Annotated in this window: 11 protein-coding genes; 5 read left to right on the forward strand and 6 right to left on the reverse strand. The window is 42.9% G+C overall.

Annotation, left to right across the window (positions count from 1 at the left end):
• The 3 genes from trpB to OU683_RS12800 all read left to right on the forward strand — a co-directional run bounded on the left by trpB (window position 1) and on the right by OU683_RS12800 (window position 2,380).
• Window positions 1-1,182: a tryptophan synthase subunit beta gene (gene trpB / locus OU683_RS12790; RefSeq protein ID WP_268138912.1), complete on the forward strand. Its 1,182-nt coding sequence runs from the start codon at window positions 1-3 to the stop codon at window positions 1,180-1,182.
• Between the two features lie 203 nt (window positions 1,183-1,385).
• Entirely contained in the window at window positions 1,386-2,153 is a 768-nt protein-coding gene (gene trpA / locus OU683_RS12795; protein WP_268138914.1) for a tryptophan synthase subunit alpha, read from the forward strand.
• 80 nt (window positions 2,154-2,233) lie between these two features.
• Window positions 2,234-2,380, forward strand: coding sequence for a hypothetical protein (locus OU683_RS12800; protein ID WP_268138916.1), 147 nt, complete (start codon window positions 2,234-2,236; stop codon window positions 2,378-2,380).
• Between the two features lie 130 nt (window positions 2,381-2,510).
• On the opposite strand, the gene OU683_RS12805 is transcribed toward OU683_RS12800, so the two are convergent.
• From OU683_RS12805 to OU683_RS12825, 5 genes are all read right to left on the reverse strand, one after another.
• The gene (locus OU683_RS12805) at window positions 2,511-3,176 is read right to left on the reverse strand and encodes a uracil-DNA glycosylase family protein (protein ID WP_268138918.1); all 666 of its coding nucleotides are present in this window, start codon (window positions 3,174-3,176) and stop codon (window positions 2,511-2,513) included.
• A 221-nt stretch (window positions 3,177-3,397) separates the two neighbouring features.
• A complete protein-coding gene (locus tag OU683_RS12810) occupies window positions 3,398-6,847 on the reverse strand; it encodes a pyruvate carboxylase (RefSeq protein WP_268138920.1) in 3,450 nt (1,149 codons plus the stop codon).
• Between the two features lie 153 nt (window positions 6,848-7,000).
• Window positions 7,001-7,762 carry a peroxide stress protein YaaA gene (yaaA, locus tag OU683_RS12815; RefSeq protein ID WP_268138922.1) on the reverse strand — a complete coding sequence of 254 codons (762 nt, stop codon included), beginning with the start codon at window positions 7,760-7,762 and terminating at the stop codon, window positions 7,001-7,003.
• A 109-nt stretch (window positions 7,763-7,871) separates the two neighbouring features.
• A complete protein-coding gene (locus OU683_RS12820; protein WP_268138924.1) occupies window positions 7,872-8,948 on the reverse strand; it encodes an RluA family pseudouridine synthase in 1,077 nt (358 codons plus the stop codon).
• The gene (locus OU683_RS12825) at window positions 8,917-9,501 is read right to left on the reverse strand and encodes a PASTA domain-containing protein (RefSeq protein ID WP_442800854.1); all 585 of its coding nucleotides are present in this window, start codon (window positions 9,499-9,501) and stop codon (window positions 8,917-8,919) included. Before OU683_RS12825 ends, OU683_RS12820 begins: the two co-directional genes overlap by 32 nt.
• A gap of 152 nt (window positions 9,502-9,653) precedes the next feature.
• Between OU683_RS12825 and OU683_RS12830 the strand changes: the two genes are divergently transcribed.
• Together OU683_RS12830 and coaD are read left to right on the forward strand one after the other, a co-directional pair.
• Entirely contained in the window at window positions 9,654-10,631 is a 978-nt protein-coding gene (locus tag OU683_RS12830; protein ID WP_268138928.1) for a D-alanine--D-alanine ligase, read from the forward strand.
• Between the two features lie 38 nt (window positions 10,632-10,669).
• Entirely contained in the window at window positions 10,670-11,122 is a 453-nt protein-coding gene (gene coaD / locus OU683_RS12835; RefSeq protein ID WP_268138930.1) for a pantetheine-phosphate adenylyltransferase, read from the forward strand.
• Between the two features lie 410 nt (window positions 11,123-11,532).
• Here coaD and OU683_RS12840 read toward each other — a convergent pair whose 3' ends face one another.
• Entirely contained in the window at window positions 11,533-13,842 is a 2,310-nt protein-coding gene (locus tag OU683_RS12840) for a TonB-dependent receptor domain-containing protein (RefSeq protein WP_268138932.1), read from the reverse strand.
• Window positions 13,843-13,846: the final 4 nt, after the last annotated feature.

Here is a 13,846-nt window from a genome sequence, read left to right on the forward strand (position 1 = left end):
ATGAGTTATCAAGTAAACGAAAAAGGATATTACGGGGATTTTGGCGGTGCCTTTATTCCTGAAATGTTATACCCAAACGTGGAGGAATTACGCTCCCAATATTTAGAGATCATGCAGGAGGAGGATTTCCAAAAGGAGTTCCGCCAGCTGCTCAAGGATTATGTAGGGAGACCAACTCCACTTTATTTTGCTGAAAGATTCAGTCAAAAATATGGGACAAAGATCTATCTAAAACGTGAAGATCTTTGCCATACGGGGGCGCATAAGGTGAATAATACCGTTGGGCAGATCCTCATGGCAAAACGCTTGGGCAAGAACCGCATCATCGCCGAAACCGGCGCAGGACAGCATGGCGTCGCTACTGCAACTGTTTGCGCCCTTATGGGGATTGAATGTATTGTTTATATGGGGGAGGTTGATATTAAAAGGCAGGCGCCTAATGTTGCGCGAATGAAAATGCTTGGGGCCACTGTAGTCCCGGCAATTTCGGGAAGTAAAACTTTGAAGGACGCCACCAATGAAGCAATCCGCGACTGGATCAACAATCCGCTGGATACGCATTATATTATTGGCTCTGTTGTAGGGCCTCATCCTTATCCCGATATGGTAGCCCGCTTCCAGAGTGTGATTTCTGAAGAGGTAAAAATCCAGCTTAAGGAAAAAGAAGGTCGTGAGGCACCAGATCATGTCGTGGCCTGCGTAGGTGGAGGCAGTAATGCCGCCGGGATCTACTATCACTACCTTGATAACGAAAAGGTAAATATCATTGCTGTGGAAGCTGCCGGAGAGGGCATCCTTACCGGAAAAAGCGCTGCCACCTCTGCTCTAGGCCGGGAAGGCATTATTCACGGTAGCAAAACCCTGCTTATGCAAACCGATGACGGACAGATCACCGAACCTTATTCAATTTCTGCCGGCCTTGATTATCCCGGAGTGGGGCCAATGCACGCGAACCTGTTTAGGACAGGACGTGGAGAATTCATCTCTATCACCGATGAGGATGCCATGGCAGCCGGATTGCAACTCTGCAAACTGGAGGGGATCATTCCCGCCATAGAAACTGCCCATGCACTTGCTATTTTTGACAAGCGGAAATTTGAGAAAGATGAAGTTGTGGTAGTTAACCTGTCGGGGCGTGGAGACAAAGACCTCAACACCTATATCGAACATTTTAATTTGTAAATAAAACAGGCCTCACAGGTTTTGAAAACATCGTCATCCTGAGCTTGTTTTGAGAGCATTAAGAAGCTGAAATAAATTGAAAGTACCGTCATCCTGAACTTGTTTCAGGATCTAATGGAAGCTGAAATAAATTCAGCTTGACGCAAGAAAAATAAAATTAAATCTTACAGGTTTTTAAAACCTGTGAGGTTCAAAAAAAGAACATGAACAGAATCAAACAAAAACTACAGGAAAAGCCTTCAAAAAAGCTGCTTTCCATATACTTTACAGCCGGATATCCCGAACCTGACGATACTACTACAATTTTACAGGAGCTGCAAAAAAGCGGGGTGGACATGGTGGAGATAGGGCTGCCATTTAGCGATCCCCTTGCCGATGGACCGGTGATCCAAAAAAGTTCTGAAGCCGCTTTAAAGAACGGCATGACCACCAACAAACTTTTTTCTCAACTGGAAAGCATCAGGGAAAGCATCGACATTCCTTTGTTGATCATGGGGTATTTTAATCCCATTCTTCAATACGGGGTAGAGAAATTCTGCCGCAAGTGCAGCGAAATAGGTATTGACGGGCTTATAATCCCCGATCTTCCCCTGGAAGAATACGAACTGCAGTACAAAGAGATTTTTAAGCAGTACGATCTACTTCCGGTGTTCCTTGTTACCCCACAAACTTCAGAAGAAAGAATTAGGGAGATTGACAGAGCTTCCGAAGGATTTATCTATATGGTAAGTACCGCGGCAGTTACGGGAGGAACAGGAGGTTTTGGCGAAGCACAAAAAGAATATTTTGACAGGGTGTCAAAAATGGGTTTACAGAACCCTCTAATTGTTGGTTTTGGAATAAAGGACAGTACGAGTTTTGAGCAGGCTACGGCAGTGACCAACGGCGCAATTATTGGCAGTGCCTTTATAAAACAACTTACTGACAGCGGCACCTCCGGGATTTCGGATTTTATCAATTCCATAAGATAACCAACCCTCTTATTAACAAGTATTTAATAGAGACAGGGTATGAACTTTCGTATCTTGAAGTGAATTCAAAAAACGAAATTATGGGACGTATAGAAGATAAACACGATAAAAGGAAAAGAAGCAGTGATAATGATCCTCTTAGTGGAGAATTAGGAAACCGCGATAGAGAAACGAACAAATTTGATCTGGAAAAAGACAATATCAAAGACCAGCAGAACAAAAAGTAATGGAAAAGGAGAAAAAAAAGAACAAAGGAGGTAAAACTCCCCTCCCTACTTTTGGAAAACTGCGACCTAAAAGAGGAAAGTTTACTACTAAACCTCAGCAAATAAAAAATCCGCTGGAAAAAGAATCCGTCTAGTCTTCAAAAAACTGACGGTACTGCAAGACTCTGAAATCAATTGTATTGAATTCAGGGTTTTGTTTTTTCAAATGTTTATACAATTCCATACTTCCTATAGCCCTGTTTGCCGATCCTGACGGGGCCGTGAGGGAAACGGTATTGATCAAGCGTCCATCTAGCAGGAACTGGTGTACCCGCGGCACATCATTAGAAATGACTTTAATCTTAATATCCTGCTCCTTTAGTAATTTCCTGAAGAAGAATTCCGGCCCGTTCTTACTGTTGCCACCCGTAAAAAGAAGGGTGTCTATCTTTGCATTTTCCCGCAGTATCCCAAGAAGATCACGTAATTCAACGTGAAGCATCCCCAAATCTGAAGCATCCACTTTTTCCCTCCTGCAGCTTTCCACAGTGTCACAAATCCCTATGCCTTTACCCGCCAGGAATTCTTTGCGCTGCTTCACGGCTTCGGGAGTATTTTCAAATTTAAGATCGAGATCAAAGATCCTGTCGATGATCTGCCATAACATTCCGTCCCTGCTGCCATAACAGAAATCCACGTCGCCTTCTTTTAGTTCCCTTGTAGTAAATCGCGGCGGCGGCAAAGTGCCCACAATAAGTTTTGTGGCATTTTCAGGAATAAAAGGTTTGTAAGGATGTTTATGATGAAAAAGGTTCAAAGTTTAAGGTTTAAGGTTTTAGATCTTTTTGTTGTCGGGCCAGTTGCAAATAAAATTAATCGGCACGGATTGCAAATCCGCGCCATCTGGTTCTGGCTTTTGGCTGTGTTCTCGGTATAATTTTAATTAACTACCGCTTCTCAAAATAAACTTGATCTTACAGCCAATAGTTCTCAATATTCATATGTCCAATCTCTTATCTCATATCTCAATACCCGATACTATTTAAGCACAACAACCAGGTCATCTGCGTAGACCATATCTCCTTCTTTAAGGATGATCTTATCAACTTCTCCCGAAGCATTGGCGGTGATAGTAGTTTCCATTTTCATGGCTTCGATCACAAACAACGGCTGATTTTTCTCCACTTTTTGCCCCGGCTCCACCTGTATATTAGACAGAGCTCCCTGTAGAGGGGCGCCTACCTGCTTCTTGTCATTCTTGTCTACTTTTTGATGTACCACTTTCTCTACCTTGACCGACTGGTCTTTCACCTCAACAGCGCGGGTTTGTCCGTTTACTTTGAAGAAAACCTTTGCCATTCCGTCCTCATCTGTCTCTCCTATTGAAAGGAATTCGATCAACAAGGTCTTACCGCGGTCAAGATCTACAATGATCTCTTCTCCAGGTTCCATTCCATAGAAAAAGCTCTTTGTTGGTACATTCATTACACCTCCAAATTCCATATGGTGGTTGTAGAAATCTGTAAATACTTTGGGATATAATTTATAGGAAAGGAAATCTGTGATCTCAACATTCCTGCCCATTCCTTCTCCAAAAGTTTTTTCAAATTCGGCAAATTCCTTTTCAAAATCAATGGGTTCTAGATGTGCGTTAGGCCTTTCTTTGTATGGCTTCTCATCTTTAAGAACGATCTTTTGAATTTTCTCCGGGAACCCGCCATGAGGCTGCCCGAGGTCACCTCTAAAGAAACTTTTTACCGATTGAGGGAAGGAGATTTCATCCCCTTTCTCCAGGACATCTTCTATACTCAGATTATTGCTCACCAGGTACTGCGCCATATCTCCCACTACTTTTGAGCTGGGCGTAACTTTTATGATGTCCCCGAAAAGGTCATTGACCTTGCTATACATTTCGGTGATCTCATGGAAACGATCTGCAAGACCTAGACTTTCTGCCTGGGGTTTTAGATTGGAATATTGACCGCCTGGAATCTCGTGTTTATAAACCTCCCCCGATCCAGCTTTAAGTCCGGATTCAAAGGGGTAGTAATAGCTTCTTACTGCTTCCCAGTATTGTGAATATTCGTTTAATTTATCTGTATTAAAAGCTCTGCCGCGGTCATGGAACCTAAGCATTTCAACTATGGAATTAAAGTTTGGTTGAGAAGTAAGCCCGGAGAGTCCCCCAAGCGCCACATCCACTACATCGACCCCGGCCTCTATGGCCTTAAGATAAGTAGCCGCCTGTATTGAGGAGGTATCATGTGTATGCAAATGGATTGGAACATTAATTCTGGATTTTAGTGCAGATATCAACTCATACGCCGCATCGGGCTTCAGGATTCCCGCCATGTCTTTAATTCCTATGATGTGAGCTCCCGCATTCTCTATATCTTTACCAAGCTGGACATAATAGTCAAGATTGTATTTTGATTCCTTCGGGTTCATAAGATCCCCCGTGTAGCAAATAGTTCCTTCGGCAAGACCATTGGTTCTCTTTCGCACGTGGTCAATACAGGGTGCTATGGATTCCATCCAGTTAAGGCTGTCAAAAATCCTGAAAACATCTATCCCGTTCTCCCAGGACTGCTCTACAAATTTTTCTATAAGGTTATCGGGGTAAGCAGTATAGCCCACGCCGTTAGAACCGCGAAGCAGCATTTGCATAAGAATATTGGGCATAGCCGCTCTAAGGATCCTCAACCTTTCCCACGGATCCTCTTTAAGGAACCGCATACACACATCGAAAGTCGCACCTCCCCAAATTTCCATACTGAATACTTCCGGATGGTTTCGTGCAAAACCTTCGGCTACTTTTTCCATATCGTATGTACGCATACGGGTCGCCAGCAAACTTTGGTGTGCATCGCGCATAGTAGTATCGGTAAAATGCACCTTGCCTTCATGTAAAAGCCAGCGGGAAAATTTTTCGGGTCCGTATTCGGTTAACAGATCTTTGGTACCTTTTGGGTAGCCATTATCATCTTTAAAAGAAGGCACCACAGGGGTAATAAATTTCTTTTTTTCGCGGTTTTTGACATCGTCATTCCCATTGATGATCACATCTCCCAGGAACTTTACCATTTTAGTGGCTCTGTTTCTGGTTTTTTTGATCTGGAAAAGTTCGGGATGTTCTTTTATAAAGTTCACCGTCACATCGCCCTCCCGGAATGTCTTATGCGACAGGATATTGTCAAGAAATCCAATATTTGTCATCACACCCCGAATCCTGAATTCGGCCAGAGCCCGTCGCATTTTTCGGCAGGCACCGTCAAGGGTACGGCTGCTTGCAGATACTTTTACAAGCATGGAATCAAAGAAGGGAGAAACTTTTACTCCCTGGTAAATACTACCGGCATCCAGTCTTATTCCAAAACCCGAGGCACTTCTATAGGTTGTGATGGTACCATAGTCTGGTTTGAAATCGTTGGTAGGATCTTCTGTAGTGATACGGCACTGCAGGGCGAATCCATTCTTTTGAATAGATTCCTGGCTTTCGATCTTGATCTGTTTATCACTGAGTTTATATCCCCCGGCGATAAAAATCTGTGCTTTTACGAGATCGATATTGGTGATGATCTCTGTAACTGTGTGTTCCACCTGGATTCGCGGATTCACCTCAATAAAGAAGATCTCTCCACTCCTGTCCACAAGGAATTCGACAGTTCCAATATTATTGTAATCTACGGTCTTACAAAGTTTAACTGCATAATCGTAAAGGTTTTGTTTTACTTTTTCATCCAGTCCCATGGACGGGGCAAATTCGATCACTTTTTGATACCTGCGCTGGACCGAGCAATCGCGTTCGAAAAGGTGCACCAGGTTTCCATGATGATCACCTACGATCTGAATCTCAATATGTTTAGGATCTTCCACAAATTTCTCGAGAAAAACCGTGTCATCTCCAAAAGCATTTTTAGCTTCCCTTCGGGATTCATTAAAGCCGTTTTTAAGGTCTTCCTCGCTCCTAATCACCCTCATTCCACGGCCACCTCCACCTGAAGCAGCCTTCAGCATCACCGGATACCCAATTTTATCGGCTTCTTCCAGGGCTATTTCAACGGTTGTAAGATCTTTTTCGTTGCTTCGTATAACCGGAATATCATTCTTCACAGCAACTTCCTTGGCCTTTACTTTATCCCCCAATGATCTGAGAACAGAGACTTTTGGACCAATGAAAATGATATCGTTTTCCTCACATTGTTTGGCGAATTCGGCGTTTTCAGAAAGAAATCCGTAACCCGGGTGAATGGCATCCACACCATTTTTCTTTGCCACTTTAATGATGGCCTGTATATCTAAGTAAGGTTTAAGAGGATCTTTATCTGCCCCTATCTGGTAAGATTCATCGGCCTTGTATCTGTGGAGGGAGTATCGATCTTCGAAGGTGTAAATTCCTACCGTTCTTAACCCGATCTCGGTACATGCTCTAAAAATTCTTATTGCAATTTCTCCCCTGTTTGCTACTAAAACCTTTTTAATTTTCATTTTATGAAGTTGCTTTTTTATTATTAAAGTATTGCTGCTGAAGATCCTTGAAAAATGTCATTTTAGGGACCTTATGTTGGTTCAGAAATTAAAAAGAAAAAAGCGGTGAGACACCGCTTTTTTAAATACTTTAACAATAAACTGCTGCTGAAGCTACCTTGTAAAAACAGGTTCGTTTTCATTCGAAGTTTCTTCAGCCGAATATCGATATCCATCGAGGTCAAAAGCTTTGATCCCCTCAAGTGTCTGTGCTTCAGATTCGATAATATACCTAGCCATAGCACCACGGGCTTTTTTTGCGAAAAAGCTGATGATCTTTAATTTCCCGTTCTTAAAATCCTTGAATACAGGGGAAATAACCGGCACTTTAAGCTTTGAAGTATCTACAGCTTTAAAGTATTCCTGGCTGGCGAGATTCACAAAAAGTTCATCTTCTTTCAATTCCTTATTCAAAAAATCTGTCACCTTTTCCTGCCATACTTCATAGAGGTTCTTTTTACGGCCCACGTGCAGGGAAGTACCCATTTCAAGGCGGTATGGCTGCATGAGATCCAGCGGCCTTAAAATTCCGTAGTAGCCTGAAAGGATCCGCAAGGAATCCTGCATAAAATCCAACTTTTCAGAAGGAATTTTATAGGCATCAAGGCCGGTATAAACATCCCCGGCGAAAGCATAAACTGCGGGGCGGGAATTTTGTTTGGTATGTTCTTCAGAAAACTCGTGATAGCGGTTATAATTAAGGTCGGCAAGCTTGTCGCTAATACCCATAAGATCGGCTATTTCCTTTTTGGACATTCTCGCCAGTTTTCGGTTAATGGAAGCTGTGGTTTCAAGAAATGACGGCTGGGTTCCTCTGGTAGTTGGTAATTTGGATTCGTAATCCAGAGTTTTGGCGGGGGATACAACTATTTTCATGGAATTATCTTAGAAGGTTTTCTATTACCTCTCAAAAATATCAAATCCCGACAAGATTTCCTGCCGTGCCGGGATTGTTTTTTACTATTGATAGGCTTATCAAAAATGTCTATTCATCAATGAATTCCTTTTGATTTTTCGCGTAGTTCCTCCACCGCTCAATGCAATCTTCCATATCCTGCGGGACAGGAGAATCAAAACTAAGCCACTCCCCTGTTTCGGGATGTTTAAAACCAAGCGTTTTGGCATGCAAAGCCTGTCTTGGTAACACTTTAAAACAATTTTCTACAAACTGTTTGTACTTGGTAAATGTTGTGCCCTTAAGGATCTTGTCACCGCCATAGCGTTCATCGTTAAAAAGCGTATGGCCAATATGTTTTAAATGTACCCGTATCTGGTGAGTACGACCTGTTTCGAGTCGGCAGGAAAGGAGTGTGACATACCCGAGTCTTTCCAGAACCTTAAAATGGGTAACTGCCGGTTTTCCCTTGTCTTCATCCTCCCCGAGATACACTGTATTTTGCAACCTGTTCTTCGGGTGACGACCTATATTTCCTTCAATAGTTCCTTCATCCTCTTCTACGTTACCCCAAACCAGGGCTACATATTCGCGCTCGCTGCTCTTGTCAAAGAATTGCTTTGCCAGCTTTGTCATTGCTTTTTCTGTCTTTGCAATAACCAGCAGGCCACTGGTGTCTTTATCGATCCTGTGAACAAGCCCTGGACGTTCATCGCTATTTTGCGGCAGGTTATCAAAATGATATACGAGTGCATTGATAAGAGTACCGCTATAATTCCCGTGACCGGGATGTACTACCATCCCCGGAGGTTTATTTACCACAAGCAGGGAATCATCTTCATAGATGATATCCAAAGGAATATCTTCGGGGGTAAGAAGGAATTCGTATGGTGGATGTTCGAACAACACCTGCACCACATCTCCCGGCTTTACCTTGTAATTTGACTTGACCGAAATCTCATTGACGTGAATATTGCCTTCTTTGGCTGCAGTCTGTATCTTGTTTCGGGTAGCTTTCTCGATGTAGTTCATCAAAAATTTATCTACCCTTAAAGGCTGTTGTCCCTTATCGGCTACAAACCGGTGGTGTTCATACAGCTCATCATCATTATCTTCCGGCTCCGGTTTATTGTTTTCAGAAATCATATTCTTCTTCTTCCAGGTCATTTATAATTTGATCTTCGGCAATGGAATCCTCTTCATCTTCCATTCCATATCTTTTTGAACCATCTGCCAGTACGAGATCAATTTTGGAGGTCTTCATAAGTTTCATCCCCGGCTCCAGAAGTTGCCCCCTGTGACGCATTTCCAGCACTACATCTTTAGCCACATCGGGCTTATAAGAAATGGTCCCTATTTCAAATCCAAGGGAACGCAAAGTTGGCTCCACCTGTCTTCGGGTTCTGCGGATTAGATTTTCAGGAATTTCAACTTTTGTAAAGCCAGAGGGATTCAGCGTCAAATAGATCTTTCTGTTTTCCTTTACCTCTTTCCCCGGAAGCGGCACCTGGTCGATCACCGAATAGGGCGGAAAATCGGGATTATAATTAGCCGAATCCAGGATCTCCCTGCGCAATTCAAGTTCTGCAAGGCGCTCATCGACCTTGTCCAGGGACAAACGCTCAAGATTAGGCACTGTAATTCTTTGATCCTGCCTGGTAGAATAATCTAACCACTGCAGCATGATAAACGCGATCAAAACAACCGCTAATACTGCCAAAACCAACTGTATTAAAAAGGTTTTGCTAAATAAAAATTTGAAAAAACTCATAGTTTAAAATAAAAAACAAAGATATAAAAACAGGTGGGTTTGCAGACATTCATTTATAGTCGCTATTTTTGTTAACGCAAATAATCGGGCCATATTGAATTATGAAGAAAAATGTAGCCATAGCCATGGGCGGCTTCTCAAGCGAATACCGCATTTCTATTAACAGCGGTAATGTAGTATATAAAAACCTTGATCGCAGTAAATACAATCCCTACCGGGTACACATCCTGCAAAAAGAGTGGTTTGTCATTGGAGAAAATGATATGCCCTACCCTATTAACCGAAGTAATTTCACCGTCACAATAGATGGAAAACTTATAACTTTCGACTGTGTGTTTAACACCATTCACGGTACTCCCGGGGAGAATGGCCTCCTGCAGGCCTATCTCGAATTACTTGATATCCCGCAAACCTCCTGTGATTTTTACCAGTCGGCACTAACTTTTAATAAGAGAGATCTCATTAGCGTGCTTAAACCCTTTGGAATACAAACCGCAGAAAATTTCTTTGTCGATAAAGGAGATGAAGTGGATCCCGACGAGATCATTGCCAAGGTAGGACTTCCCTGTTTTGTCAAGGCCAATAAGGCCGGCAGCAGCTTTGGGATCACAAAAGTAAAAACAGGCGAAGAAATTATTCCTGCCACCAAATTCGCCTTTAAAGAGGATGATGAGATCATCATTGAATCTTTCCTCGATGGAACCGAAGTCTCTGTTGGTGTAATCACACACAACGGGGAAATTTTTGCACTGCCGGTCACCGAAATTGTTTCTGAAAACGAGTTTTTTGACTACGAAGCAAAATACCTCGGAAAGTCACAGGAGATCACCCCGGCAAGAATTTCTGACGAGCAGACCAAAAAGGTACAGGAAATTGCCAAACTTATTTATCGAAAACTGAAGATGAAAGGCTTTTCCCGCTCTGAATTCATTTTTCACAACAATGAGCCACATTTTATTGAGATGAATACTAACCCGGGGCTTAGCGAGGCAAGTATTTTACCACAGCAGGCGCGGGCAGCCGGCATTTCACTGGAAGAACTCTTTGGCAGTGCGATAGAAACCGCCTTAAAATACTAGGTCCTCAAAAATGTCTATTTTAGGATAAATTTTTTTCAATGAAAACAGCTGTATTTCCGGGTTCTTTTGATCCCGTTACCCTGGGACATGTAGATATCATCAACCGCGGTCTTCCGCTTTTCGATGAGATCATTCTCGCAATAGGAATAAATTCAGATAAGAAATACATGTTTTCCCTTGAAGACCGGGTGCGTTTTTTGAAAGAAACCTATAAAGATGAGCCAAAGATCAAGGTAATGACTTATAAAGGCATGACTGTGGATTTCTGTAAGTCGCAAAATGCCGGTTTCATCCTGCGCGGACTTAGAAACGCAATAGACCTGGAATTTGAAAAGACCATTGGGCAAACCAATAATAAATTAAGCGGAGTAGAAACTGTTTTCTTTATTACTTCCTCCGGAAAAAGCCACATTTCCTCTACAGTTGTTCGGGATGTGATACGCAACGGCGGAGATTACCACTTCATGGTGCCCGATGTGGTTAGGAAATAGCCGGTAGTTGATTGGGGATTGGTTAATTGGGGATTGGTGAACTGGAAAATATTGCTCCGTAGATAATTGGGCTAAAGCCCCTTTTCCAAATTATTCTTTATCCTCCGCCTGAAGTCGGAGGCAATTCATAGATCATTTCATACTTCCCCTCCTCCGGAGGGGTGCCGCCGACAGGCGGGGTGGGAAAACCCTGAATTATAAATACCTAAAAAATCATTCTCAGGTATTCGGTTGGGCTAAAGCCCCTTTTTCCAAATTATTTCTTTATCCTCCGCCTGAAGTCGAAGGCAATTCATAGATCATTTCATACTTCCCCTCTCACGGAAGGGTGCCGACAGGCGGGGTGGGCAAACCCTGAATTTAAAATCATTAATCTATCTTCTAGTTCCTAGTCTCTAGTCTCTAGTCTCTTAAAACTTATAGCCAACCCCCAATCCTGCATGAAAATTCTGAGGCATTCCGGGATAAAAGTATCGCGGTGCAGCGCCACCAAAGCCTACGGCATTTGGAATTACCGAGGCAGCATATTCCTCATCAAGTGCATTGTTCACTCCACCAAAAATTTCGATTTCCCAGTCATTCATCACCCCGGACCTAAACATCTCCAGTGGTTTCAAAGAAGCTTTAAAATGCAGAAGATCATAGGAACTTCTATATTCTGTGTTGGCATCGTTAAGAGGCATTTGTCCTTCATACTGGTAGGTAGTGCGCAGGCTTAGACCAAAGGAAGTTATTAGATCTAGCCCCGCATTAACGGTTTCCTGCGGGACTGCAGGAAGATCATTTCCCGAAAAGTCCTCTTCTTCATCTATGAATTCATCAAAGCTGAAAGAATTGTAAGCTGCATTGACAAAAGTACGGGCGCGAAGTGTCGAAAATATTGGGAAGTTATAATTTAGCAGGAGTTCTAACCCGTTATGGTCGGTTTTTCCCGCATTGCGGCCAATATATTGATCTTCGGCCACACGTTCGGCCACTAAGAGATTGTCGACCTGTATTGAAAAAGCTGCAACTTCAGCGTATAAACGGTTATTCAGGAAGTTCCCTTTGAAGCCCGCTTCATAATTGATCCCCGTTTCAGGCTTCAGGTTTGTATTGATCAAACCTTCCGGAGTAAGGGTTTCGGCTACTGTAGGAGTGGAAAATCCATGGCTCACAGTGGCATACAAATTCTTTCCGGGAGAAACTGAATATACAGCACCAAACCTTGGCGAAAGCACATCCTCAAAAGTATAATCACCCGATTGGTCTACTTCATCTTCCTCGTATAAATCGCTTAGTTCGTAGGAGGTGGAATTCAAATTCAATCCTACCTCCAGCTTTAACCGGGAAGTGACTTGCAAATTCCATTGAAAAAAGAAGTTATAATAGATCCTGTCCTGCTCATTATGGCTCAAATTAATTCCGGGGACACTTCCTGCATTCTCAAATTGCTCATAAAGATTCTCATAAGTGGCAATGTCATACCACTCATTGTAAAGTTCCATCCCAAAACTCACACGGGAAGGCGCATTTAGAAAATCCCCCTCGAGATTGAATTTTGTCCTGGCTCCCAAAGCCGTTTGCTCTTCATTGAGAATATCAAATGGTCTTGGCTCATAAGCATCTCTAAAAGTGCCATAAATACTGGTAGTATTGTAAAAAGTTTCACTAAAGTTGTACTTGTAGGACAGTCCCAGCAAACCTTTGTCATAAGATTCATAACCTCTTGCCGCGCCCCATGTAAAAGCTGCCGAAGAAGGGTCTGCGAGCAAGGTTTCCCGGTTTAAAGAACTTGGTATAAAAGCTTTAAGCCGAACAAAATGCCCCAGTACCGATAACTGCCCGTTTTCTCCCGAGGTGACCTGCCCAAACATGGTAAAAGAATCACGGTCATAAGCCGAATTATCCCGCCAGCCATCGGTTTCGACATGGTTATATGTTGCCACTAAATTTGAAGATTCAGAGGCATGGGAGGCCTGCATAGTTCCACGTATTAAGTTATAGCTGCCATAAGTTCCTTTTACCTTTGCACTGGTTCCCTGCTTCTCTGCCCGGGCAGGGAAAAGAGTGATAACTCCACCAAGACCGGCCCCATAAACACTGGAGGTAGGTCCTTTTATGATCTCGACACGTTCTACAACCGCGGGATCCAGGTCATCAAGCGTGGTTTCACCTTCGGCGCTGGTAATTGGGATCTCCATAAAATAAGCCTTTACCCTGTTGGTGCTATATTGAGACCGTGCACCAACTCCGCGAATACTCATTTTATTCGTATTTAGGGCACCTTGATGCACATTCACTCCCGGTACAGTACTAAAGTTCTGCATTATGTTGGTCTCATCAAACCTTTGCAGCTCTTCCCCACTCAACACAGACACAGCCGATGGAGTTTGAAGAAGCTCCTGCGGAATTATGGTACTGCGAAGCACAACTTCGGAAAGAGAACCTTCGGAAGGTGCAAGTAACACTATTAAGTCTTCTGAATATTTTTCGATATGAAGGACCTTACGGCCATAACCCGGATAGTCAAAAATGACATTTACAGGCAGCTCTTCCACCGAAAGCAAAAATTCCCCTGAAGGACCGGAATAAACGGGTTCAGAAATATTTTCAGAAGTGATTTTAACCTTTTCAAGTGGTTTACCGGTAAAGGCATCGGCTACTTTTCCTTTTATGTTCTGGGCAGTAAGATTTCCGAAGAAAATAAAGATAGAGAGCAGAAAAAGATATTTTCTCAAGATG

This window comes from Salinimicrobium sp. TH3 (assembly GCF_026676115.1).
Taxonomy (GTDB): Bacteria; Bacteroidota; Bacteroidia; order Flavobacteriales; family Flavobacteriaceae; genus Salinimicrobium.